Below are 24,257 nucleotides of genomic sequence, written 5' to 3'. Positions count from 1 at the left end.
GCCGCCTACTCAGCGGCCACCGTGTCATCCTGCGCAGCCTCTACCCGGACCGCCGAGAACTTAAACTCGGGGATCTTGCCGAAAGGGTCAACCGCCGGATTGGTCAGGATATTCGCAGCCGCCTCGACATAGGCAAAGGGCAGGAACACCATGTCGGGGGCCACCGCGCGGTCTTCGCGCGCCATCACCGTGATGCTGCCCCGTTTGGTGGTCAGGCGCACGTGTCCGCCCGCCGCCACGCCCAGCTTGCGCAGGGTCGACGGATGCAGCGAACAGTTCGCCTCGGGTTCCAGCCCGTCCAGAACTGTGGCGCGGCGGGTCATCGACCCTGTGTGCCAATGCTCAAGCTGGCGGCCGGTGGTCAGGATCATCGGATACTCGGCGTCAGGCACATCATCGGGCGCAATCACCGCCGCCGGGGTGAATTTCGCGCGCCCGTCCTTGCGCGGGAAACCGTCGCCAAAGACAATCGCCTGGCCGGGATCGGTCGGCGACAGCGACGGATAGGTCACCGCATTCTGCGCCTCGAGCCGGTCCCAGGTGATGTTATTGAACGACGGCATATTCAGCTTCATCTCGGCAAAGACCTCCGCAGGCCCCTGATAGGTCCAGCCAAGTCCCAGCCGTTTGGCCAGTTCCACCTCGATCCACCAATCCTCGCGCGCCTCGCCCGGAGGGGCCACCGCCGCGCGGCCCATCTGCACCTGGCGGTTGGTGTTGGTCACCGTGCCGGACTTCTCGGCAAAGGCAGAGGCGGGCAGGATCACGTCTGCATAGTTCGCGGTTTCGGTGATGAAGATGTCCTGCACCACCAGGTGGTCCAGCTTGGCCAGCGCATCGCGGGCGTGTTCCACATCAGGATCGGACATGGCGGGGTTTTCACCCAGCACATACATCGCCTTGATGTCGCCCGCATGAACCGCGTCCATGATTTCGGTCACGGTCAGGCCCTTCTGGGCAGAGAAATCCTCGGTGCCCCAGACTTCGGTAAAGGCACGGCGCACGCCCTCGTCGGTCACGTCCTGATAGTCCGGCAGGAACATCGGGATCAGCCCCGCATCGGATGCGCCCTGCACGTTGTTCTGCCCGCGCAGCGGATGCAGGCCGGTGCCGGGGCGGCCCACCTGCCCGGTCATCAGCGCCAGCGAAATCAGGCAACGGCTGTTATCCGTGCCGTGAATGTGCTGCGACACGCCCATGCCCCAGAAGATCATCGCCGACTTGGCGCCTGCAAAGGTGCGGGCCACATCGCGCAGCACTTCGGCGTCGATACCGCACATCGGGGCCATCTTTTCGGGGCTGAAATCCTTCAGATGCGCCTTCTCGGCCTCCCAATTCTCGGTGTAGGCTTCGATATACTGCTGATCGTAAAGCTTTTCCTCGACGATGGTGTGCATGATCGCGTTCAGCATCGATACGTCCGCACCGGGGCGGAATTGCAGCATGTGGCTGGAAAACCGTTTCAGCGCCTGCCCGCGCGGGTCCATCACGATCAGCTTGCCGCCGCGCTTGGTGAACTGCTTGAAATAGGTCGCGGCGACAGGATGGTTTTCAATCGGGTTGGCCCCGATCACGATGGCCACATCGGCGTTTTCGATTTCGTTGAACGTGGCCGTCACCGCCGCTGATCCGACGTTTTCCATCAATGCGGCCACCGATGACGCATGGCACAGCCGTGTGCAGTGATCGACGTTGTTGTGGCCAAAGCCCTGGCGGATCATCTTCTGGAACAGATAGGCCTCTTCGTTGGTGCATTTCGCACTGCCGAAGCCTGCGACCTCGCGGCCCCGGCCCTTCATGCCGCCTGCGGCAAAATCCAGCGCCTCGTCCCAGGACGCCTCGCGGAAATGGGCCTGCCAGTTGGCGGGGTCCACGTTCAGCCCCTTGGCGGGTGCATCCTCGCGGCGGATCAGCGGTTTGGTCAGACGGTGTTCGTGGTGGATATAGTCAAAGCCGAACCGTCCCTTGACGCAAAGCCGTCCTTCGTTCGCGGGGCCGTTGATGCCGTCGACGTATTTTACCTTGCCGTCCTTGACCTTCAGGCTGATCTGGCAGCCGACGCCGCAGAACGGGCAGATGCTTTCCACCTCGCTGTCGAAATCGGCGCTGTCGCCCACCTGGTCGGCGTCCACCACAGTCGCAGGCATCAAAGCACCCGTCGGGCAGGCCTGCACGCATTCGCCGCAGGCCACGCAGGTGCTGTCGCCCATCGGGTCGGCCATGTCGAAGACGGGATAGGCATCATGCCCGCGCCCCGCCATGCCGATCACGTCGTTCACCTGCACTTCGCGGCAGGCGCGCACGCACAGCCCGCATTGAATGCAGGCATCAAGGTTCACGCGCATCGCGACATGGCTGTCGTCGAGCAGCGGAATGCGGCCCTCTTCCAGCTTGGGAAAGCGGCTGTGCGTGACGCCGCTGAGCGCTGCCATATCCCACATATGGGCGGATTTGTCGTGGGCTGTGTTCTGCGGCGGCTGGTCGGTCACCAACATCTCGACCACCATCCTGCGCGCGGTCTGGGCGCGGGCGGAGTTGGTGGTGACGACCATGCCCTCGCTGGGTTCGCGGATGCACGAGGCGGCCAGCACCCGCTCGCCCTCGATCTCGACCATGCAGGCGCGGCAGTTGCCGTCGGGGCGGTATCCGGGGGCCGGCTTGTGGCACAGATGCGGGATGACCAGACCGCGGCCATTGGCCACTTCCCAGATGGTCAGACCGGCTGCGGCCTCGACCTCTTGTCCGTCCAGCACAAACTTAACGACGTCCGACATCACTCTTGCCTCCCAAAACGATGCTTCCTTCTATCAAGATGCCGTGCCCTGCGGGACCCCATTCCCGACGCCCGATCCCGAATTTGCGCCATAGCCGCTTGCCGATGGAATGCAGGTCGTCACAGCAGGCAAGCACCTTCGGCAATCATCGGGTCGGGGGCATCAGCTTGCACCGCGAAAAATCCGCTCCTCCGCTGCGCACTGCACTTTCCACGCCTGCGCCCCTCGCCTACAACGGCGACAAAGCGCGAAAGGCTGCCCATGTCCCACATCACTCTCATCCGTCACGGTCAGGCCAATTCCGGTGCCACCGACGAGGCATCCTACGATCGCCTCTCGCCTCTGGGCTTCCAGCAATCCGCCTGGCTGGGCGAACACATGCGCGCGACAAAGCAGCATCATGTGCGGCTCTATACCGGCACATTGCGCCGCCATATCGAAACCGCCGACGCGATGGACACCGGGCTGATTCCCACCCGCGACGGACGGCTGAACGAGCTGGAGTATTTCACCCTCGCCGCCGCATTGCGCGACGAACAGGGCATTCCGATCCCGACCGAGCAGGTCGAGTTCACCGCACATCTGCCAAAGGTGTTCGCCGCCTGGCAGAACGGCGAAATCCTGAATGTACCCGAGACGTTTCAGCAATTCGAAACGCGCGTCAGCGCCGCCCTGACCGAGATTGCAGCAGGCGACGGCCCCGCGCTGGTGATCACCTCGGGCGGTCTGATCTCGATGGCGATGCGCCAGCACATGGGGTTGGACATCAGCGCGATGGCCAACCTGGCGCTGGCGATCATGAACACCTCGCAGCACCGGCTTTTTCCGGTCGGCGGCACGTGGTCGCCGGTCCTGTTCAATGCGGTCCCGCACCTGGAACACCCCGACCGTCACCACGCGCAAACCCACGTTTGAGTCTCGCAGAAAGGCCATCCAATGCAGCTTTACTACACACCGGGCACCATCTCGATTGCGGTCGCCATCGCGCTGGAAGAAGCCGGGCTGGATTACACCGCCGTCAAGGTCGACTTTGCCGAGGCTGAACAGACCAAGCAGCCCTATCTGGACAAGAACCCCAAGGGCCGCGTGCCCGCGCTTGAGGTGCAGGGGCAATTCCTGACCGAAACCGGCGCGCTGCTGGACTATGTCGCGGCCACCGCACCGCAGGCTGGTCTGGTGCCCGCCACCCCGCTGGAAGCCGCCCGCATGCGCAGCGTCATGTACTATCTCGCCTCGACCATGCACGTGAACCACGCCCACAAGATGCGTGGCAGCCGCTGGGCCGACCAGCAATCCAGCTATGACGACATGACCGCGAAGGTGCCGCAGACGATGGCCGCATCGGCGCGTTATATCGAAGATCACGCGCTGCAAGGGCCCTATGTGATGGGAGACAGCCTCAGCCTGGCCGATCCGTATCTGTTCATCACCTGCAACTGGCTGAAGGGCGACGGGGTCGATCCCGCCGATTATCCGCGCATTTCGGCGTTTCTGGCAGCGATGGAGGCCCGCGCCTCGGTCAAGGCGGTGCGCGCCAACGGGATGTTGCCATGACGCATCTGTGGGTCCGCGCCGAGCAACGCGACAACGAAGAACGTGTGGGTCTGACGCCCGACGGGGTCCGCGAACTGACCAAGGCAGGCATCCGCGTGACCGTCGAGGACAGCCCGACGCGCTGCATGCCCGTCGAAAGCTTTGCCGAGGCAGGGGCCAAGATTGCCGACGCCTATTCATGGCCCGATGCCCCGAAGGATGCGATCATCTTCGGGCTAAAGGAACTGCCCGAGGACGGCACGCCGCTGCCGCACCGCCACATCATGTTCGGCCACGCCTTCAAGGGACAGCCCGCAGGTCTGCGCCTGTTGCAACGGTTCAAGGCAGGCGGCGGGACGCTCTATGATCTGGAATATCTGGTCACACCCGAAGGCCGCCGCGTCGCCGCTTTCGGCTATTGGGCAGGCTATGCGGGTGCCGCCGTCGCCCTGAAATGCTGGGCGGCGCAGCAGCGCGACGCGCTGTGCGGCCCCGTGGGCACCTACCCCTCGGCGCAAGCGTTGCGCGACGATCTGCAATCCGAGCTGGGCGATTCAAAACGCCCCGACGCGCTGGTGATCGGAGCCCTTGGCCGTGTCGGCACCGGCGCTGCGGACCTCTGCGAAGCGATGGGCGTCGCGGTCACCAAATGGGACATCGACGAGACCCGCTCCGGTGGGCCGTTCCCGCAGGTGTTGCAACACGCGCTGTTCTTCAACTGCATCCTTGCCCGCCCCGGCACGCCGGTCTTCGTGCCCGCATCAGCCAAGACAGACGACCGCGCCTTGCGGGTGATCGGCGATATCGCCTGCGATCCCGACAGCGACTTTTCCCCGGTCAAGGTCTATGACCGCACCACCACATGGGACGCGCCCGCGCTGCGCGTGCATGATGCGCCGCCGCTGGACGTCACTGCCATCGACAACCTGCCGTCGATGCTGCCGCTGGAAAGCTCGCAGGATTACGCAGGCCAGTTGCTGCCCAGCCTGTTGACGCTGGGCGATCTGGACAGCGGCGTCTGGGGCCGTGCCAGGGCGACGTTCGACGACCACATGGCCGAACTGTGACGCGTAGGCTCAGCTGAAGATACGGTAATAAATCCAATCGGGCAGGAAGTTCGCGCCGCGGAACACCAGCGAGAACAGCCAGGGGAAGCTGGTCTTGAAATGGTCGGTTTCCATGTGCTCGACCATATGGCGCGCGGCAATATCCGGCTCCATGATCATCGGCATCTTGAAGTCGTTCTTGTCGGTCAGCTGCGTCCTGATGAAGCCCGGATTGCAGACCTGAACCAGCACGCCGGTCTTGCGCAGGTCGGCGTGCATGCATTCCGCCAGCGACATGGTCGCGGCCTTGCTGGCGGTGTAGCCGATTGATCCCGGCAGCCCGCGAAACCCCGTCAGGCTGGACGTGATCACGATGTGCCCCGCATCGCGCGCGACGAAATCCGGCACCACCTGCCCCAGCACCCGCATGAAACCGGTAAAGTTGATATCAGCCATCGCGACGGCCTGATCGGCATCCCATTCCTTGGCGCCGAAGGGCCAGTAGACGCCCGCCAGCAGCACCAGCCCGTCGACCTGCCCCACCGCCTTGGCCGCCGCCCTGACACTGTCCATGTCGGCGATGTCCACAGGTTGCACCGTCGCCTTGCCGGGCAGATCATCGGCCAGCGCCTGCAACTTGTCCTCGGACCGGGCGGACAAGACCAGTTCGACGCCGCGCGCGCTGAGTTTGCGGGCCAATGCCGCCCCCAGACCGTCGCTTGCCCCTACCAGCCAATACCGCTTGCCCTGCCAATCCATGTTCCGTCTCCTATTCCTTGAATTTTCCCGCACCGTCGGCGGGCCTTATGGTCGCCACCAGTTCCGCCACGCAGATCCCGAATTTGTAGAATTGCGAGCGGTTGGTGATCGTGCCATTCGGCGTCAGATACATCCAGTCGATGGCGCTCAAAACATGCCCGCCCGCATCCTCCGCCAGCTTGATGCGGTAACGCAACTGGAACGCGGGGCCGCTGGTCGCGCCCTCGGCGGTTCCGACCACATCCTCGGCGGTGGCGGTCACACGGCCCTCGGCGTGACACTTCAGGGCCCAGGCGCGCGCTTGCGTGCTGCCGTCGGCATAGGTGAAAAGCTCCTTCATCACGCCGGTGTCGCCATCCCATGTGCACGTGAACTGCCCGTGAAACCGGCTGGTCACACGGCCAAGCGGGCCATAGATCACGCCCTCGCAGATCATCGGGCCATCCAGATGGGTGCGCAGGTCAAAGGCGGGGCCGTCTTGCCCGCCGTAATCCGCAGGCCGTTGCGCGGCAAAACGCGTCCAGCGGTTGCGTGCCCAGACCAGCGCCAGAATAAGAATCGCGGCAATCAGTGCGGCTGTCATCATGTCGCTCCTTCAATGCGGGTGGCAATCGGGGTGGCGGCCAACAGGGCCATCGCCAGCAGTTTCAGCCCGCAAGGCACCAGCGCATAAAGCACCGCGAGCAACGTCAGCGCGGCGGCAGGGCTTTCCCCCTTGCTGTCGAAGCCTGCGGCCTCCAAGGCGGGCAGCAGGGTGACGGCGGCAAAGGCCAATGTGAATTTCGACACGAAAGACCACAGCCCGAACCCGTCGGTCGCACCCGGAGAGATCTGCGCCATGCGCGCGGCAAATATCGCAGGCAGCAGCGTCAGGTCCGCGCCAAGTGCGGCCCCCGACGCCAGACAGATCACCGCGAACCACGCCCAGTCGCCCGCGCCCAGAAACACGGCACCGCCCAGCGCTGCAATCGACAGGGCCATCGCGGCCAGCAACACGGGCTTGGGCCCATGACGTTCCGCCAGCACGCCCCAGACCGGCGCGGCGCAGGCCGCAGACAGGAAGAAGGCCAAAAGCAGCGGCCCCTCAAGCCCGCCCGCATCCAGCCGCGCATCGACGAAAAACAAAAACAGCGTGGTCGTAACCGCGACAGGTGCGGCGTTCAGCATCGCGATCAGCAGCAACCGCAGCGCCAGCCCGTCACGCAGCACCGCGCGCAGCCCGGTCGAGGCAGGCAGTCCCGCCCCCGACCATTCGCCCCGCATCAGCACCACAGCCGCCAGCGCCAGCACCGCGAACCCTGCGGCAAAGCCCGCAAAGGGCATCTGCATCCAAAGGCCCAGCACCACAGGCGCAATCGCCGCCACGCAGACGCCCAGCAGCGCACCCGTTTCACGCCAGCGGGCCAGCCGCAGATGGCCCTGCCCCGGCAGTTTAGCCGCGCTCAGCACCCCTTGGGCATAGAACACGATGGTCAGAAAGCTGAACCCCGAGAACACCAGCGTCAGCATCACCGCGAACCAGACCAGCGGCGACACCAACGGCGGCACTGCGAACAGCCCCACCATCGCCAGCGCCATCACCGACGCCGCCACGCCGACGGCCAGCCCGCGCCGGTCGCGCAGACGGTCGCCCAGACGCCCGAACAGCGGGTCCTGGACCACGTCCAGCAAACGCAGCCCAAACAGCACCGCGCCCAATGCGCCCAGCGACACGCCGTATTCATCCACATAGAACTTTGGCGCGTGAATGTAGATTGGCAGACCTGCCGCGGCCAGAAGGGCTGCAAAGACTGCGAAAGCGGGCAAATGCGGAGCGCTGCGGGTCATCCCCGCGACACGTCTTCGGCGGGCGGCGCGGGGCGTGACCGGAACGTCGCGCCCTTCAGCCGCAGCTTAAGCGCTTGCCACAGGATCAGCGCCTGCACCCGGCGCGATCCGAACGGACGGCGCAGCAGCGCGCGCAATATGCCCGCGTTGCTCAGCGGCACACGCTGGCCCGTCAGCGTGGCGATCAGCCCGCCATGGCCCCGGCTGTAGTCGATCCAGATGCCGATACGATCCTGCGAGATGTCGAACCGGAATTCATAGCCGCCTTCGATGGGCTGAAACGGCGAGACGTGAAAGATCTTGGTCGCCCGCATCCGGTCGCTGGGTGCTATGGGCCGGTGATCGGGATGGTGCACCAGATAGCTGTGGCGGTCGCCAAAGGTGTTCGACACCTCGGCGATCACGGCCACCAGCGCGCCGTCCTCGCGACGGCAGAGCCAGAAGCTGACCGGGTTGAACACATGTCCCAGCATCTTGGGCTGGGCCAGCAGTTCAATCCGGGCCACATTCGGCACCTGCCAGTCGCGCAGCACATCGCGCACCCACGCAGCCCCGCGCCCGTCCTTTGGCGCGCCGCCGTGGTCCGCATCGTCCAGTGCGGCGATCCCGCGCCCGTTTCGGGTAAAGAGGGAAGGACCCGTCACTTCGGCCTCGGCATCCAGCAGAACGTAGTCTATCGAATAGCGAAACGCGTTTTCGACCGCCCCCTTGCGCCCGTGAAAGGTCTGCGCCGCGATATGATCAATGCCCGCCGTCATTCCGCCGCCAACATCCCCTGGGGCGTCAACAGGTCCTGCGCCACGTCAAAGGCCGAAGACAGCCCGTCTTCGTGAAAGCCGTTCTTCATCCACGCGCCGCACAGCCAAGTGTGATTGGTGCCGTTCATCTGCGCCGCCTGCTTTTGCGCCGCCAGTGCCGCCAGATCATAGACCGGATGGCGCAGCGTGGCCTGATCCCAGATCAGATCGGGGCGGATGTCGCGGCGGGTGTTGAGCGTGACAAAGAACTGCTCGTTCTTCAGCCAGGGTTGCAGCGAGTTCATCCAATAGGTCAGGTCGATCCGTTCGGAACTGGCATCGGCTGCTTCGGTATAGACCCAGGACGACCATGTCTGACGCCTGCGCGGCATCACGCTTTCGTCGGAATGCAGCACGATGTCGTTGGGCTGATATTTAATGGCACCAAGAACCGATTGTTCCTGCGCGGACGGGTCCGCCAGCATCCAAAGCGTGTCGTCGGAATGGGTGGCAAAGACCACCTCGTCGAAGGCCTCCCACGCACCGCCCCGCGCCTTGACCTCGGCACCAAACCCGGTGCGCCGCACCGATTGCACCGGCGCGTTCAGGCGAATATCGACACCATTGCGGGTCAAGGCAGCCTCCAGTCGGCTGACGTACTGACGGCTGCCGCCCTCGACCGTGTACCACTGATGCTGACCCGAATAGTTCAGCAGCGCGTGGTTTTCAAAAAACTGGATCATCGCGTGCGCCGGAAAATCCATGATCTTTTCCGTGGGCGTCGACCAGATCGCGCCGGACAGGGGCAACAGGTAATAGTCGCGGAACCATTTGCCTGTTCCCAGCAGGTCAAGAAACCCGCCAACAGTCATGTCCTGATCCGCCTGCGCCAGCCGCAGGGCGCGCTTGTTGAACCGCAGGACATCGCGCACCATGCCCAGGAACCGCGGGTCAACCGCATTGCGCCGCTGCGCGAACAGCGCGCCAAGGCTGGCCAGACCATATTCCAGACGCCCGCCGCCGATGGATGCGCCAAAGCTCATGTTCGACGGCACCACCGGCACCTCCAGCTCTGCGAAGAGCTTGGCCAGATGCGGATAGTTTGCATAGTTGAACACGATGAATCCGGTGTCGACCGGCGTGTCGGCATTGCGCCCCGCCATCCGGGTCCGCGCGTGGCCGCCCAGTCGCGGTTCGGCCTCGAACAGCGTCACGGCATGCTGACCCTGCAGCATGTGCGCCGCACCCATCCCCGAAATACCTGCTCCGATGACTGCGATTTTTTTGTGGCCCATATTCTGGCCTTGGGTGCGAGGGGCACCGGGTTCTTCAAAAGGCATGTAGTCTTGCTTCCTTGGCAGCCATTGTTCTTGTGTCTTGATTACGGACGAGATCCGGTTTCGGATGTAAATGCTGTCAAAATAAATTTATTGATCCAACTGGTGACGCGCCGCGTAACTTGGATATGTTCGCAGGTCTCGACACCGCAACGCCTGCCCTTCGGGTCGGCCGAAGTAACAAGAACAAGGGGTTTGGCCCTGCGACAGGACGTAAAATAGTGACGACGCGTGAAAAGGTTGAAAAACGCGCCCTCTGGGTGGAACAGATGGTGCGTATCCACAAGGAAAAGGACCGCGCCGCGTTCGCCGAGCTTTATGCCCATTTCGCGCCGCGCGTGAAGGGGTTCTTGATGAAATCGGGGGCGGATGCGTCCCTGGCCGAGGAATGCGCGCAGGAGGTCATGGTGACCGTCTGGAACAAGGCGCACATGTTCGACGCCTCGCGTGCGTCGGTGGCGACGTGGATTTTCACGATTGCCCGGAACCGAAAGATCGACGCGCTGCGCAAGCAGCGCCGCCCCGAGCCGGAAGACCTGACTTGGGGACCCGCAGAAGAACCGGCGCAGGCGGATGTGATCGCCCTGCAGCAGGAAAGTGAAACATTGGTGCGCGCCATCGCGGATTTGCCCGCGCAACAGCGCGCACTGATCGAAAAGGCATATTTCGGGGATCTGACCCACAGCGAAATTGCAGCACAGACCGGTCTGCCCTTGGGCACGATCAAATCCAGGATACGTCTGGCGCTGGATCGTTTGCGTCACACAATGAAGTAAGAGCAATGACAAACAACATCAAACACCACATCACGGACCAGTTGCTGATGGGATACTCGGCAGGCACCCTGCCCGAGGCGTTCAATATCCTGGTGGCGACCCATGTTTCAATGTGTGACGAGTGCCGCGCGCAACTGGCCAGCTACGACAGCATCGGCGGCGCGATGCTGGACACTGGCGACGAAACGCTGGCGACGCTGGACACCGGCAGCCTGGCCGCCGTGATGGAGCGGATCGAGAATGCGGCTGTCACAGCCAAGCGCGCACCGGCCAAACGCACGGGCAGCACTGTGCCCGCACCGCTCAGCGATTACATCGGCGACGATCTGACCGGCGTAAAATGGCGCCATATCGGCATGGGCGTGCGTCAGGCGATCCTGCCCACGTCGTCGCAAGCCACGGCGCGGCTGCTGCACATTCCGGCAGGGGCCGCGATGCCCGACCACGGCCACAACGGCGTCGAGATGACGATGGTCTTGCAGGGCGCGTTCCAGGACGAAGACGGTTATTTCGCGCGCGGCGATGTGGAAACAGCGGATACGGCGGTGAACCACACACCCATCGCCGACATTCACGAAGATTGCATCTGTCTCGCGGTTTCCGACGCGCCCCTGCAGTTCAAGGGGCTGTTGCCGCGGATTGTCCAGCGGTTCATCCGTATCTGACGGGTGGTCTGGGTCTTCGGTCGCGTCCGTCTTGAGCATGGGACGCGACCTGCTGCTTTGGACCGTTCAGTCATGGCTTTTCTTCGATTCGGCTGCGGCCTTCATGCGGGCCAACAATGCGGCCTTGTCCGAACCCTTGCCGAAAGGGTTCTTGTCCGACCCTTTGGCGTTGTGTTCGCTGTGACGGGGCGCGTTTTTACCGACTTTGGCATTGCCTGATTTCTTGTAATCCACGGGGGTCGCCTTTCGTGGCTGGGGGATGGCTGCCTATGCCGCAAATGCAGGCGCTTCACAAGCCTGCGTTATGTCTCGGGCGTGGCCAGCGGCACGACTTTGCTGGGCACCTCGTCGATTTCCTCGAAGTCGAAGTTGTCCAGCCGCGCCGCCCGTTTTCCCGCACGCTCAGCGGCGGTGCTGATCCCGTCCAGATCCTTGCGCGCCTGACCGAAATGCAGGTTCAGCTTGTCCACGCGCTCCACCACGATCTCGACGTCGCGGTGCAATTGGCGCAGCGTCGTGCGGATCGCGCCCGCCTGTTCGCGCATCCGCGCATCCTTCAGAATCGCGCGCATGGTGTTCAGCGTGGCCATGCAGGTGGTCGGGGACACGATCCAGACCCGCGCATCGAACCCCGCACGCACCAGTTCGGGGAAATTCGCGTGCAACTCGGCATAGACCGCCTCGGACGGCAGGAACATCAGCGCCCCGTCTGCGGTTTCGCCCTCAAGGATATACTTGGTCGAAATATCATTGATGTGTTTCTTGACCGCGACACGCATCGCCTTGGCGGCCTCGTTCAGATCCCAATCCGACTTGGCCTTGCGCAGCGCCTCGTAGGCTTCCAGCGGGAATTTGCTGTCGATCACGATGGGGCCGGGCGGGTTGGGCAGATGGATCAGGCAATCGGCCCGCCGTCCGTTCGAAAGCGTCGCCTGCATCTGGTAGCTGTCGCGCGGCAGCGCCTTGCTGACGATATCGGTCAGCTGGATTTCCCCGAACGCCCCGCGCGTCTGCTTGTTGGACAGGATGTCCTGCAGTGACAGCACGTCCCCCGACAGCTTGGTGATATTGTCCTGCGCCTTGTCGATGGACGCCAGCCGTTCCTGCAATTGCGTCAGGCTGGTCGTGGTCTGCTTGGACGAGCCGTGCAAGGTCTCGCGCATGCGTTCCTGCATCTCGGTCATGGCGCGCTGGCTGCGCGCGGCGTTGTCGGCCAGACGGTCCTGCATCTGTTGCTGGACATGTGCCAGACGCGCCTCGACGGTCTGGATCATCTGCGCCTGTGCATGGGCCTGCGTGTCGCTGACCGTCTGCAGCCCGCCCTGCAATTGCGCCTGCCCCATGCCCAGCTGGTGTACGTTCTGCCCCAGCATCTGCATCTGCTGCGACAGCGGTATCGCCATCCGCGCAGAGCGCCCCGCCGCACGCACCGTCGCGATCAGCAGGAATACGATCAGCAACAGCATCAGCCCGGCCCCCGCAGCGGCCAGCACCAGCGGATCGCTCAGCGCATAGGATTGTCCCGCGATCTCGATCATGTGCGCCCGAAAAGCCGTTCGATATCGGCCAGCTTCAACTCGACGTAGGTGGGCCGCCCGTGGTTGCACTGTCCCGAATGCGGTGTCGCCTCCATCTCGCGCAAGAGCGCGTTCATCTCTTCGGCGCGCATCCAGCGCCCCGACCGGATCGACCCGTGACAGGCAACGCGACTGAGAATAGCCTCGATCCGCGCCTGTACGGTCTGGCTGCTGCCCATGTCGTCCAGCTCGTCCAGAATATCCTTGATCATCGCCTCGGCATTGACCTCGCCCAGGATCGCGGGCGTTTCGCGCACGGCGATGGCCCCGCCGCCAAAGGCCTCGATCCCCAGGCCCAGCCGCGCCAGATCATCCGCCAGTTCCAGCAGACGCGCGCAATCGCCCTCGCTCAGCTCGACGATCTCGGGGATCAGCAATGCCTGCGCCGCCACGCCGTTGTCGGCCATCTGGCGTTTCAGCTTTTCGTAGACCAGACGCTCGTGTGCGGCGTGCTGATCGACGATGACCATGCCGCTGGCGGTCTGCGCGATGATGTAATTCTCGTGCACCTGCCCGCGCGCGGTGCCCAGCGGCAAATCGTGCGGATCGCCGTCCTGCACGGGCGCAGGTGCTGCCACCTGCCCGCTGTAATCGCGCGCCATCTCGGCAAAGCCGCCGTGCTGCGGCGTTTGATAGGGCGACGCCCGCAGACCCAGGCTGGGCCGGTCCATCTGGTAGACACGCGGTACGCTGACATCCGCACCGGTCCGCTCGGGCTGCATCGCCTCGATCACGCCGCCCGCCACGGTCGATGACGCACGGTGCCCCGCCCCCGCCAGCGCATGACGCAGCGCCGACACGATCAGCCCACGCGCCAAAGCCGGATCACGAAACCGCACCTCGGATTTCGCGGGATGCACGTTCACATCGACCAGCGTCGGATCGCAGTCCAGAAACAACGCCGCCGCCGGATGCCTGTCACGGCTCAGGAAATCGAAATAGGCCCCACGCAGCGCGCCCACCAACAGCTTGTCACGCACGGGACGCCCGTTGACGAAGAGGTACTGCGCCACGGCAGACCCGCGTGAATATGTCGGCAACGCTGCATAGCCCGTCAGGTGCAGCCCGTCCCGCTCGGCATCAATCGCCAGTGCATTGTCGGCAAATTCACGGCCCAGAACCGTCGCCAGCCGCCCGTGCAGCGCGTCGAACATATCGCCCGACTGCGCCTCGGCGACGAACACCGTGCGCGGGCTGTCGTTGGAGATATCGCGCAACTCGAATCGCACGAAAGGTTCTGCCATCGCCAGCCGCTTGATGATGTCGGTGATCGCCTGCGCCTCGGCACGGTCGGTGCGCATGAACTTCAGCCGCGCGGGTGTGGCATAGAACAGATCGCCCAACGTGACGACCGTGCCCGCATTCAGCGCCACGGGGCGGACAGTGCCCATCGCGCCCCCCTCGACCTTGATCTGATACGCATCGGCACCGGGCACCCGGCTTGAAATGCTCAGCCGTCCCACGGCGCCCAGGCTGGGCAAGGCCTCGCCGCGAAAGCCGAAGGTGTGGATGTTCAAAAGGTCCGAACCGTCGATCTTGGACGTGGCATGGCGGCTCAGCGCCAGCGCCAGATCGTGGCCCGCGATCCCGCACCCGTCATCGGTGACGCGGATCAGCGTCTTGCCACCGTCGGCGATGTCGATGGTCACACGCCGCGCGCCCGCGTCCAGCGCGTTCTCGACCAACTCCTTGACCGCAGAGGCGGGGCGCTCGACCACCTCGCCCGCGGCAATGCGGTTGATCGCGCCCTCGTCCAACTGTCGGATCACGGGGCGCAGATCGCTGATATTGTTGTCTGGTATGGCCATGACGCCATATCTAGCACGCCACGCGCCGATTCTAAAAGCGCGAAGCCCGAGTTATCCACGGGCCATTCCCAGCGCTTCAGGCCTCGGCAAAGCCCTTGTCCAGCGCGGAAATCACCTGATCGACCTCGGCCTCGGTGATGATCAACGGCGGTGACATCAGGATATTGTTGCCCCCCAGACGCACCATCGCGCCGTTGTCATAGGCGGTTTTGTGGACGCGTTTCATCGTCTCCATGTCCATCGGTGTCTTGTTGATCGTCTCGCTGACCAGCTCCACCCCGGTCATCAGCCCGTGACCGCCGCGCACGTCACCGATGAAATCGTATTTCTCGGCCAGTTTCAGCATCCCCTCGTACAGTTGGGTGCCCCGCGCCGCCGCATTGGTCCTTGTGTCCAGCCGCAGCGTTTCCGACAGGCAGGCGGTGACGGCTGCAGCCCCCACCGGATGGGCCGAATAGGTATAGCCGTGGTAGATGGCACCGGTCTCGTCCGCCGTTTCGAACACCTGTGCCACCTCTTCGCTCAGCAGCGCTGCGCCGACGGGAAAATAACCCGAAGTGATGCCCTTGGCCGTGCACATCATGTCCGGTTTGACGCCCCAATGGCGGCTGCCCGACCAATCGCCGGTGCGCCCGAACCCGGTGATCACCTCATCCGCGATCAGCAGGATGCCATGTCGGTCGCAGATTTCGCGCATCAGGCTCATGAAGCTGGCGTCGGGCACGATCACACCACCTGCGCCCTGGATCGGCTCCATGATGAAGGCCGCGATGCTGCCCGCGCCCTGAAACAATATCTCGTCCTCCATCGCGGCGGCGATGTTCTGCGCCAGAAACACCGGATCGGTCTCGCCGTAGGGGTTGCGATAGGTATAGGGCGCAGGAAGGTGGAAACAGCCCGGCATCAGCGGCTCGTAATTGACCCGGAAGCGGTTATTGCCGTTGACCGACGCACCCCCAAAATGGGTGCCGTGATAGCCTTTTTTCAGGCTCAGGAACTTGGTCCGCCCCGGCTCCCCCTTGATGCGGTGGTATTGCCGCGCCAGCCGCAGGCAGGTTTCCACGCTGTCAGACCCGCCCGAAGTGAAGAAGACGCGGCCGATGCCGTCGTCCTCAAAGAATTCGCGCACGGCATAGCTGGCTTCGATAGCCGCCGGGTTCGACGTGCCCGCAAAGGCCGAATAATAGGGCAGATCGTAAAGCTGCTTGGCAATCGCCTCTTTCACCACGTTGTTGGAATAGCCGAGATTCACGCACCAGAGCCCGCCCACGGCATCCACCGTCTGGTGCCCGTCAATGTCGGTGATCGACGAATTTTCTGCCTTGGTGATGATCGTCGGCGCATGGGCCAGCGCGTCGCCGGGGTGGCCCATCGGATGAAACATGTGGCGCGCATTGTTGGCGCGCAGGAAATTGTCGTCTTTCATGGCGTGGCCCTCCGGTTCGTGTTCGCGCCAAGTCAGCCACGAAACGCCACAGGGGGCAAGCCGACTGTCGCCCGAACGGGGGGCGAAATCCTTTTGCGCTTCGGACGCCGCTGTGGTCAATCTGTGCAAAAGACAGGAGAAGACGCAATGGCATCGGGATATCTGACAACGCATGTTCTGGACACCAGCACCGGCAAACCCGCCGCCGGTCTGTCCATCACGCTCTATCGCTTCGAGGCAACAGCCAAGGTCAAGGTGTCGCATATGGTCACCAATGCCGATGGCCGCACCGACAGCCACATCCTGCCCGCCGAAGGCTTCCGCGAGGGCCAGTACGAATTGGAATTCGAAGCGGGCGACTATTTCGACAGCATTGGCGTGCCCGCTGAGCACCCCCGTTTCCTCAACCGTATCCCGATCCGGTTCGGCATCTCGGACGTCGACGCGCATTACCACGTGCCACTGTTGCTGTCGCCCTTCGGCTATTCGACCTATCGCGGCAGCTGACACCGCGCCAGTTAACGGCGCGCCGGCCCCATCAGGGCAGCACCTGCAACCAGCACGCCCGACACCGTGGCGATCATCCCTGCGGCGCTGACCGAATCCGCAGCGCCCAGCCAAAGCGGGCCGTAGCCTGCCAGCACGTAACCCGCCACCGCAGCGACGGTCGCAAAGACCACCGACCAGGCCACCTGCGTCTCCAGCCGGTTGGTCATCAGCCGCGCGGCGGCAGGCGGACAGATGAACATCGCGATCACGATTATACTGCCCACCGCGTCAAACGCCGCCACCGCCGCAATCGCCGCGACGACCACCAGCGCCAGACCCAGGGGCCCGGTTTGCATACCCATGGTGCGGGCAAACCCCTCGTCGAAGGTCGAGATTTTCAGGGGCCGCCAGAACACCGCGATGAACAGCGCGACCAGACCCAGCGCGCCCGCCATCCGTGGCAGTTCGACCGGCAAATAGGCCAGCGCCTGCGGGTCCCAAAGCGACGACCAGCCCGTCGCGTCCAGCCAGATCAGGCTTTCCAGATTGCCGTACAGCGCGTGTTCCACGTCCAGATGCACGGCAGATGTGTCCGACATTTCCAGCAGCAGCACACCGCCCGCGAACATGGTGGTAAAGACGACACCCATCGCCGCGCCCGGCTCGATCTTGCCCAGCCGCCGGATCGCCTCGATTGCCGCGACGGCCACCAGTGCGGCACCCGCAGCCCCCAGCAGCATGGGCAGGCTGGCCACGATCCCGGTCAGCAGAAACGCCACCACGATCCCCGGCAGAACCACGTGGCTGATCGCATCGCCGATCAAGGCCTGCCGCCGCAGCAGCAGGAAGTTCCCCGGCAGCGCACAGGCCACGGCGACGCAGACACCGATCAGCATCGGTACCAGGGACAGCGGGACAAATTCGGAACCGCTCATGGCATCATCACCTGCGGCGCGGGCAGGCGCGCGTCGATGTCCCGGATCTGGTCAGGGGTCAGCACCTTTTGCATTTCGGTCAGCCCATCATAGCGTTGTGCGGCAGCGGCATAGGCCTGATCGTTGCGCACCACATGCCAACGCGCCTCGTCCAGCAACGCGCGCGCCGCGTGGGCGCGCCCCTCTTCGGTCGCCACACCGTCGCCGCGTATCAGTCCGCGCTGCTCCATCAGACGCCTTGTCAGACGCTCGTAAATCGGCTGGCCCTGCGCCAGCGCCAGCAAGCCCTGCCGTAGATGCACCCGGCGCTGATACTGGCGGTGCTGCAGCACCGACGACAGGACACCACGCCCCGGCGCGCACATCATCGAGATCAGGAACAGCGCAGCGCCGACCAGCACGATGATCGGCCCCGTCGGCACATCCGGCACCGCCGCCGAGATCGCGGCACCGATATAGCCCGACAGCCCGCCAACGATGCCCGCGCCCAGCAGGACACGGTCAACCCGTTCGGTCCAGAACCGCGCGGTGACCGGCGGGATGATCAGCAGCGCCACGATCAGGATCAGCCCCACGATCTTCAGCCCCACGACGGTCACAGCCATGACGATGCCCATCATCGCAAGGTCAATGCGGTTCACGTCGCGTCCCGTCGCGCGGGCAAAATCGGGATCGAAGGCCACCAGCGTCAGCGGACGCCGCAGGATCAGCACCAGCGCCAGCGTCAGCGCCGCCGCCAGCGCCAGCACCAGCGCATCGCTTTGCAGCATCCCGGCGGTCGAGCCCAGCAGGAACCCTTCAAGCCCTGCCTGCCGTCCGCTGCTCATGGTCTGGATATAGGTCAGCACCACGACGCCAAAGCCGAAGAACACCGACAGGACAGCGCCGATCGCCGCATCCTCGGCCAGCCGCGTGCGGGTGGTCAGCCAGTTCACGCACAGCAGCCCGATGGCCGCCGAGACGGCTCCACCCGCCAGCAGGCCGACCAGATTGCGCCCGTCACCGCCCAGCGCCACCATCACCACAAAGGCCAGCCCGACACCGGGCAGGGTCGCATGGCTGATCGCGTCGCTGACCAGCGCACGTTTGCGCAGGAACAGGAATGACCCGCCTACCCCAGCGGCGATGCCCAGAATAGCCGCGCCCAAGGTCACCAGCGTGGCGTTGTAGCCCAGCCCGAGGGTAAGCGCCTCCCAGATCATCGGGCGGATGTCCCAGACAGCGTTTCGGCCAGCGCATCCATCTGCGCGCCCGCCAGCCGTCCACCGTAAGCGGTCTGCAGGTTCTCCTGGGTGAACGTCGTCTCGACCGGCCCTTCGGCCACGGCCTGGGTGTTGATCAGGAACACATCGTCGAAATAATCGCGCACTGTACTCAGGTCATGATGCACGGCCACCACAGTCTTGCCTGCATCCCGCAACCCTTTGAGCACGGTGATGATCGCTTGCTCGGTCGCGGCATCGACCCCGGCAAAGGGTTCGTCCAGAAGGTAAAGATCAGCGCCCTGCGCCAGCGCCCGCGCCAGAAAGACACGCTGCTGCTGGCCACCGGACAACTGCCCGATCTGGCGGGTGGCGAAATCGGCCATGCCGACACGTTCCAGACAGTCCATCGCCTGCGCGCGGTGCCTGGGGCGGACGCGGCCCAGCAGACCCAGCTGCCCGTACATGCCCATCAGCACCACGTCGATCACGCGGGTCGGAAAATCCCAATCGACACTGGCGCGCTGCGGCACATAGGCGATGTGATCGCGCCGCCAGGCAACCGGCTGGCCCAGCACGGTGACCGTGCCCGCAAGCGGTTTCAGAATACCCAGCGCGGCCTTGAGCAAGGTCGATTTGCCCGCCCCGTTCGGCCCGATGATCGCTGTCATGTGCCCGGCCCGCACCGTCATGTCCACCGAGAAAACGGCAGGCTTTTGCCCATAGGATACCGTCAGCCCGCGCACCGCCAGCGGGCTTGCCAGTCGCCGTTCGGCGTCGGTTGCGGCACCGTTGTCGCGTGCAAGTTTGAGGTTCATGGCTCAGCTTCCCTGGTTCAATTGCCCCGACATGCCGCCCGCCGGAACCTCGACGCCCAAGGCGCGGGCGATGGTGGTCACGTTGTGGTCTATCATGCCGATATAGGTTCCCTCATAGGTTCCGTCCTGCCCCATCGCGTCGCTGAAAAGTTCGCCACCGATGCGCACCTGGTGGCCACGCGCCTCGGCCCCTTCGACCAGCGCGCGCATGTTCCGGTCCGAGACCGAGGTTTCGACGAACACCGCCCCCAGCCCGCGCGTCACGATGGTGTCGACCAGCGCGCTGATCCGGTTCAACCCCGCCTCGCTTTCGGTCGAGATGCCCTGAATGCCCATCACTTCGAAGCCGTAAGCCCGTCCGAAATAGCTGAAGGCGTCATGTGCGGTCAGCAGCACACGCTGCTCCTGCGGCACTTGTTCCAGCGTCTCGCGGGCATAGGAATCCAGCGCCCGCAGGCGATCCGCATAGGCCAGCGCATTCGCGGCGAAGGCTTCTGCCATCTCGGGGCGCGCCTCGCCCAGCACGCGACCCACTTCGATGACCACGCCGATGAACAGTTCGGGCGCCATCCAGACGTGCGGGTCAAAGCGGTCTTCGTAATCCGCATTGCTCAGCAAGACATCCTTGGGCAGCGCCTCGGCGACGGCAAAGACGGGCCGCTGGTGCGCCAGATTGAAAAAGAACTCCTCCATCTGCGCTTCCAGGTACAACCCGTGCCACAGGACCACGTCGGCGCGGGTCATCGACACGATATCGCTGCGGGTCTGGCGGTAAGAGTGAGGATCGACCCCCGGCCCCATCAGCGCCTTGACGGTGACGGCATCGCCCCCGATCTGGCGGGCGACGTCGGCGATCATCCCGGTGGTGGCCACCACGTTCAGTGGTTCGGCGGCAAATGCGGGAAGGGCAAGCGCGCTGGCGGTCAGGGCGGCAAGACCACCCAATGCGGCGCGGCGGGACAGGGCAAAGCTGCGTGTTTTGTGTTTCATACCCTTCAATATGAGAATCATTCGCAACAAGTCAAGGCTTTTGCGAATGGCTCGCAATAAGCGGCCCATTGTGCCTGTTTTTCAGCCAAAGTGGTCGGCAAAGCCCGATGCGCGCCCCGGCGCTCTCCTGCGGTTTGCCCACTGGCTGACGCCGCGCCGCACCTTGCACTTGGGCCCCGCCCATGCCAGTTTTCAGACCTTGTTTCCCTTGAAGGTGACCCCATGCTTCAACCCGCCACCACATCGCAGGACGCGCACCTGCCGCAGCTGACCCTGGCCCGCAATCCGGGCATGGATCTGGACATGAACTGGGTCCGCTCGGTACAGGCCAACACTTCGGCCATCGAACGGCGCGCGGCGACCTTGCCCGCCCGCCGCTCGGTGAAAAAAGACCATCAGGCCGCCTGGCTGCTCAAGGCGGTCACCTGCATCGACCTGACCACGCTGTCCGGCGACGACACCGCCGCCCGCGTCCGCCGCCTCTGCGCCAAGGCACGCCATCCGGTCAACGCGCAAGTTCTGGCTTCCCTGGACATGACCGGCATCACCACAGGGGCGGTCTGCGTCTATCACGAAATGGTCGAAACCGCCGTCGCCGCCCTCGACGGTTCGGGCATTCCGGTTGCCGCCGTCTCGACCGGCTTTCCAGCGGGCCTGTCGCCTTTCGATCTGCGCATCGAGGAGATCCGCCGCAGCGTCGCCGCCGGGGCCGCCGAGATCGACATCGTCATCTCGCGTCGGCACGTGCTTGAGGGCAACTGGCAGGCGCTCTACGACGAGATGCGCGAAATGCGCGCGGCCTGCGGCGATGCCCACGTCAAGGCGATCCTTGCCACGGGCGAGCTGGGCACCTTGCGCAACGTCGCGCGCGCCTCGCTGGTGTGCATGATGGCCGGCGCAGATTTCATCAAGACGTCGACCGGCAAGGAAAGCGTGAACGCCACCCTGCCCGTCAGCCTGACCATGATCCGCGCGATCCGCGACTATCACGAGGCGACGGGCATTCACGTCGGCTACAAACCTGCCGGCGGCATTTCCAAGGCGAAGGACGCGATCACCTACCTTGCCCTGATCAAGGAAGAGCTGGGCGCGCGCTGGCTGCAACCCGACTTGTTCCGCTTCGGCGCGTCGTCGCTGCTGGGCGATATCGAACGCCAGCTGGAACACCATGTCACCGGCAACTACTCTGCCGCTCACCGCCATCCGATGGGATAACATCATGACCGTGAAAGAGATTTTTCAGACGATGGACTATGGCCCCGCCCCCGAATCGGCCGCCGAAGCGCTGACGTGGCTCGTCGATCAAGGGGGCCGCTTCGGCCACTTCATCGACGGCCAGTTTACCAAGCCCGCAAGTGGCTTCGACAGCCGCAATCCCGCCACCGGCGAGGTACTGGCAAGCCTGAGCCAAGCCAGCCAGTCGGACGTCGACAGCGCAGTTTCGGCGGCCCGCAAGGCGCAACCCAAGTGGGAAAAGCTCGGCGGTCCGGGGCGCGCGCGATACCTCTATGCCATCGCGCGGCTGCTGCAAAAGCACAGCCGCCTGTTCGCCGTGCTCGAAACGCTCGACAACGGCAAACCGATCCGTGAAAGCCGCGATATCGACATTCCACTGGCGCAACGGCATTTCTATTATCACGCGGGCATGGCCCAACTGATGCACGACGCGCTGCCCGACCGCACAGCGATCGGCGTCTGCGGCCAGATCATCCCGTGGAACTTTCCGCTGCTGATGCTGGCGTGGAAAATCGCGCCAGCGCTGGCGATGGGCAACACCGTGGTGCTGAAACCGGCGGAATACACGTCGTTGACCGCACTGCTGTTCGCCGACATCTGCCGTCAGGCGGGCCTGCCTGCGGGCGTGGTCAACCTCGTCACCGGCGACGGGGCCGTGGGCGAAATGATCGTGAACGCCGACGTCGACAAGGTCGCCTTTACCGGATCAACCGCAGTGGGCCGCCGCATCCGCGAAGCGACCGCAGGCACCGACAAGGAACTGACGCTGGAGCTGGGCGGCAAATCTCCCTACATCGTCTTCGACGACGCCGATCTGGATTCCGCCGTCGAGGGGCTGGTCGATGCCATCTGGTTCAACCAGGGCCAGGTCTGCTGCGCCGGGTCGCGCCTGCTGGTGCACGAGCCCGTGGCCGAACGGTTCTACGCCAAGCTGCGCGCCCGCATGGACAAGCTGCGCATCGGCAACCCGCTGGACAAGAGCATCGACGTGGGGGCCATCGTCGATGCCACGCAACTGAAGACGATCACCGACATGGTCGCCGCCAACAGCGATGGCGACATGCACCAGACGGCTGGCGACATGCCTGCGCAGGGCTGCTTCTATCCGCCCACCCTGATCACCGGCCTCGATACCGCGCATCCGCTGATGCAGGAGGAAATCTTTGGCCCCGTGCTGGTCGCGACCACCTTCCGTACGCCCAGCGAGGCGGTCGAGTTGGCCAACAACACCCGCTACGGGCTGGCCGCGACGCTCTGGACCGAGAACATCAACCTCGCGCTCGACGTGGCGCCGAAACTGGCCGCGGGCGTGGTCTGGACCAATGCCACCAACCTCTTCGACGCCGCCGCAGGCTTTGGCGGCGTCCGCGAAAGCGGCTTTGGCCGCGAAGGCGGCTGGGAAGGGCTAAGCGCCTATACCAAGCCGAAAGACACGGGCAAAACCCTACCGCAAATCGCCCCCTTCGAGGGCAACAAGGGCCCGGCGGAGGGCATCGACCGCACTGCAAAGCTTTATATCGGCGGCAAGCAAACGCGCCCCGATGGCGGCTACTCGGCTCCGGTCTATGCCAAGAACGGCACGCTCCTGGGCCACGCGTCTCAATCGAACCGCAAGGACCTGCGCAATGCCGTCGAAGCGGCCCAAGCTGCAAAAGGCTGGGGCAAGTCCACAGGCCACCTGCGCGCGCAAATCCTGTACTACATTGCTGAAAATCTGTACGCACGTGCCGATGAATTCGAGGCACGGCTGAACGCCCTCCAGGGCGGCAAGACCGCCGCGCAAGAGGTGCAGGACAGCATCGACACGCTGTTCACCGCCGCCGCCTGGGCCGACAAGTACGACGGTCAGGCACACGGCGTCCCGATCCGCGGCGTGGCGCTGGCGATGAAGGAACCGACCGGCGTGATCGCGGCGCTCTGCCCCGACGCGTATCCGCTGCTGGGCCTCGTGTCGCTGATGGCGCCCGCCATCGCGATGGGCAACCGCGTGATCCTTGGCGCATCGCAGCCGTTCCCGCTGGCGGCGACCGACTTCTACCAGATCCTTGACACCTCGGACGTGCCTGGGGGCGTGGTCAACATTCTGACAGGCCCGCATGACGCGCTGGCAGACACGATGACGCGCCACATGGACATCGACGCGGTCTGGTCCTTCTCGGACCCTGCCTTGTCGGAAACCATCCGCAAGGGCTCGGCCAGCAACCTCAAACGCACATGGATCGGCACCAGCCTGCCCGCCATGCGCGACACGCTGGCCGCCGCCACGGAAATCAAGGACATCTGGATTCCCTACGGCGAATAACCCGGATTTCTTTTGGCTCA

Annotated in this window: 22 protein-coding genes; 8 read left to right on the top strand and 14 right to left on the bottom strand. The window is 64.4% G+C overall.

Annotation, left to right across the window (positions count from 1 at the left end; genetic code table 11):
- Positions 1-5 precede the first annotated feature (5 nt).
- Entirely contained in the window at positions 6-2,774 is a 2,769-nt protein-coding gene (gene fdhF, locus NTA49_RS10285; RefSeq protein WP_258294659.1) for a formate dehydrogenase subunit alpha, read from the bottom strand.
- 261 nt (positions 2,775-3,035) lie between these two features.
- Between fdhF and NTA49_RS10280 the strand changes: the two genes are divergently transcribed.
- Genes NTA49_RS10280 through NTA49_RS10270 form a run of 3 tightly spaced genes read left to right on the top strand, consistent with a single transcriptional unit; the run spans position 3,036 to position 5,374 of the window.
- Positions 3,036-3,689, top strand: a complete 654-nt coding sequence (locus tag NTA49_RS10280) for a histidine phosphatase family protein (RefSeq protein ID WP_258294658.1) — start codon at positions 3,036-3,038, stop codon at positions 3,687-3,689.
- Between the two features lie 21 nt (positions 3,690-3,710).
- Complete coding sequence (locus NTA49_RS10275) at positions 3,711-4,328, top strand: glutathione S-transferase family protein (RefSeq protein ID WP_258294657.1); 618 nt, start codon at positions 3,711-3,713, stop codon at positions 4,326-4,328.
- Positions 4,325-5,374 (top strand): saccharopine dehydrogenase, encoded by a 1,050-nt coding sequence (locus tag NTA49_RS10270; protein ID WP_258294656.1) that lies wholly within the window; start codon positions 4,325-4,327, stop codon positions 5,372-5,374. The genes NTA49_RS10275 and NTA49_RS10270 overlap by 4 nt, the downstream gene beginning before the upstream one ends.
- A gap of 9 nt (positions 5,375-5,383) precedes the next feature.
- Here the strand turns inward: NTA49_RS10270 and NTA49_RS10265 are convergent, their stop codons facing one another.
- From NTA49_RS10265 to NTA49_RS10245, 5 genes are read right to left on the bottom strand one after another with little or no spacing between them, the layout of a single operon-like run.
- A complete protein-coding gene (locus tag NTA49_RS10265; RefSeq protein ID WP_258294655.1) occupies positions 5,384-6,112 on the bottom strand; it encodes an SDR family NAD(P)-dependent oxidoreductase in 729 nt (242 codons plus the stop codon).
- Positions 6,113-6,122: 10 nt separating this feature from the next.
- Positions 6,123-6,695: a DUF3833 domain-containing protein gene (locus NTA49_RS10260; RefSeq protein ID WP_258294654.1), complete on the bottom strand. Its 573-nt coding sequence runs from the start codon at positions 6,693-6,695 to the stop codon at positions 6,123-6,125.
- Complete coding sequence (locus NTA49_RS10255; protein WP_261368249.1) at positions 6,695-7,939, bottom strand: MFS transporter; 1,245 nt, start codon at positions 7,937-7,939, stop codon at positions 6,695-6,697. The genes NTA49_RS10260 and NTA49_RS10255 overlap by 1 nt, the downstream gene beginning before the upstream one ends.
- The gene (locus tag NTA49_RS10250) at positions 7,936-8,697 is read right to left on the bottom strand and encodes a DUF1365 domain-containing protein (protein ID WP_258294652.1); all 762 of its coding nucleotides are present in this window, start codon (positions 8,695-8,697) and stop codon (positions 7,936-7,938) included. The genes NTA49_RS10255 and NTA49_RS10250 overlap by 4 nt, the downstream gene beginning before the upstream one ends.
- Complete coding sequence (locus NTA49_RS10245) at positions 8,694-10,016, bottom strand: NAD(P)/FAD-dependent oxidoreductase (protein ID WP_408637137.1); 1,323 nt, start codon at positions 10,014-10,016, stop codon at positions 8,694-8,696. Before NTA49_RS10245 ends, NTA49_RS10250 begins: the two co-directional genes overlap by 4 nt.
- 266 nt (positions 10,017-10,282) lie before the next feature.
- Here NTA49_RS10245 and NTA49_RS10240 point away from each other — a divergent pair, with 266 nt between their 5' ends.
- Together NTA49_RS10240 and NTA49_RS10235 are read left to right on the top strand one after the other, a co-directional pair.
- Positions 10,283-10,789, top strand: coding sequence for a sigma-70 family RNA polymerase sigma factor (locus NTA49_RS10240; protein WP_258294698.1), 507 nt, complete (start codon positions 10,283-10,285; stop codon positions 10,787-10,789).
- Between the two features lie 5 nt (positions 10,790-10,794).
- A complete protein-coding gene (locus NTA49_RS10235; RefSeq protein WP_258294650.1) occupies positions 10,795-11,454 on the top strand; it encodes a ChrR family anti-sigma-E factor in 660 nt (219 codons plus the stop codon).
- A gap of 66 nt (positions 11,455-11,520) precedes the next feature.
- Here the strand turns inward: NTA49_RS10235 and NTA49_RS10230 are convergent, their stop codons facing one another.
- The 4 genes from NTA49_RS10230 to NTA49_RS10215 form a co-directional block, all read right to left on the bottom strand.
- The gene (locus tag NTA49_RS10230; RefSeq protein ID WP_258294649.1) at positions 11,521-11,688 is read right to left on the bottom strand and encodes a hypothetical protein; all 168 of its coding nucleotides are present in this window, start codon (positions 11,686-11,688) and stop codon (positions 11,521-11,523) included.
- A gap of 68 nt (positions 11,689-11,756) precedes the next feature.
- The gene (locus NTA49_RS10225) at positions 11,757-12,992 is read right to left on the bottom strand and encodes a DNA recombination protein RmuC (RefSeq protein ID WP_258294648.1); all 1,236 of its coding nucleotides are present in this window, start codon (positions 12,990-12,992) and stop codon (positions 11,757-11,759) included.
- Positions 12,989-14,839 carry a DNA mismatch repair endonuclease MutL gene (mutL, locus tag NTA49_RS10220; RefSeq protein WP_258294647.1) on the bottom strand — a complete coding sequence of 617 codons (1,851 nt, stop codon included), beginning with the start codon at positions 14,837-14,839 and terminating at the stop codon, positions 12,989-12,991. The genes NTA49_RS10225 and mutL overlap by 4 nt, the downstream gene beginning before the upstream one ends.
- Before the next feature lie 76 nt (positions 14,840-14,915).
- Entirely contained in the window at positions 14,916-16,265 is a 1,350-nt protein-coding gene (locus NTA49_RS10215; protein WP_258294646.1) for an aminotransferase class III-fold pyridoxal phosphate-dependent enzyme, read from the bottom strand.
- 147 nt (positions 16,266-16,412) lie between these two features.
- Here NTA49_RS10215 and uraH point away from each other — a divergent pair, with 147 nt between their 5' ends.
- Entirely contained in the window at positions 16,413-16,772 is a 360-nt protein-coding gene (gene uraH, locus NTA49_RS10210; protein WP_258294645.1) for a hydroxyisourate hydrolase, read from the top strand.
- An 11-nt stretch (positions 16,773-16,783) separates the two neighbouring features.
- Here the strand turns inward: uraH and NTA49_RS10205 are convergent, their stop codons facing one another.
- Genes NTA49_RS10205 through NTA49_RS10190 form a run of 4 tightly spaced genes read right to left on the bottom strand, consistent with a single transcriptional unit; the run spans position 16,784 to position 20,699 of the window.
- Entirely contained in the window at positions 16,784-17,689 is a 906-nt protein-coding gene (locus NTA49_RS10205; protein WP_258294644.1) for a metal ABC transporter permease, read from the bottom strand.
- Positions 17,686-18,891: a metal ABC transporter permease gene (locus NTA49_RS10200; protein ID WP_258294643.1), complete on the bottom strand. Its 1,206-nt coding sequence runs from the start codon at positions 18,889-18,891 to the stop codon at positions 17,686-17,688. Before NTA49_RS10200 ends, NTA49_RS10205 begins: the two co-directional genes overlap by 4 nt.
- On the bottom strand, positions 18,888-19,709 hold the full coding sequence (locus tag NTA49_RS10195; protein ID WP_258294642.1) for a metal ABC transporter ATP-binding protein: 822 nt from the start codon (positions 19,707-19,709) through the stop codon (positions 18,888-18,890). Before NTA49_RS10195 ends, NTA49_RS10200 begins: the two co-directional genes overlap by 4 nt.
- Before the next feature lie 3 nt (positions 19,710-19,712).
- On the bottom strand, positions 19,713-20,699 hold the full coding sequence (locus NTA49_RS10190) for a metal ABC transporter solute-binding protein, Zn/Mn family (RefSeq protein WP_258294641.1): 987 nt from the start codon (positions 20,697-20,699) through the stop codon (positions 19,713-19,715).
- A gap of 222 nt (positions 20,700-20,921) precedes the next feature.
- On the opposite strand from NTA49_RS10190, the gene deoC reads away from it, so the two are divergent.
- Both deoC and NTA49_RS10180 read left to right on the top strand, forming a co-directional pair.
- On the top strand, positions 20,922-21,914 hold the full coding sequence (gene deoC / locus NTA49_RS10185) for a deoxyribose-phosphate aldolase (RefSeq protein WP_258294640.1): 993 nt from the start codon (positions 20,922-20,924) through the stop codon (positions 21,912-21,914).
- A gap of 4 nt (positions 21,915-21,918) precedes the next feature.
- Positions 21,919-24,237 carry an aldehyde dehydrogenase family protein gene (locus NTA49_RS10180; protein WP_258294639.1) on the top strand — a complete coding sequence of 773 codons (2,319 nt, stop codon included), beginning with the start codon at positions 21,919-21,921 and terminating at the stop codon, positions 24,235-24,237.
- The last annotated feature ends 20 nt before the right edge of the window (positions 24,238-24,257 follow it).

It is taken from the genome of Pseudosulfitobacter koreensis, from assembly GCF_024733015.1.
GTDB lineage: Bacteria > Pseudomonadota > Alphaproteobacteria > Rhodobacterales > Rhodobacteraceae > Pseudosulfitobacter > Pseudosulfitobacter koreensis.
The sequence above is the reverse complement of the archived record's forward strand: the minus strand, read 5'-3'. Positions and strand labels throughout refer to the sequence as shown.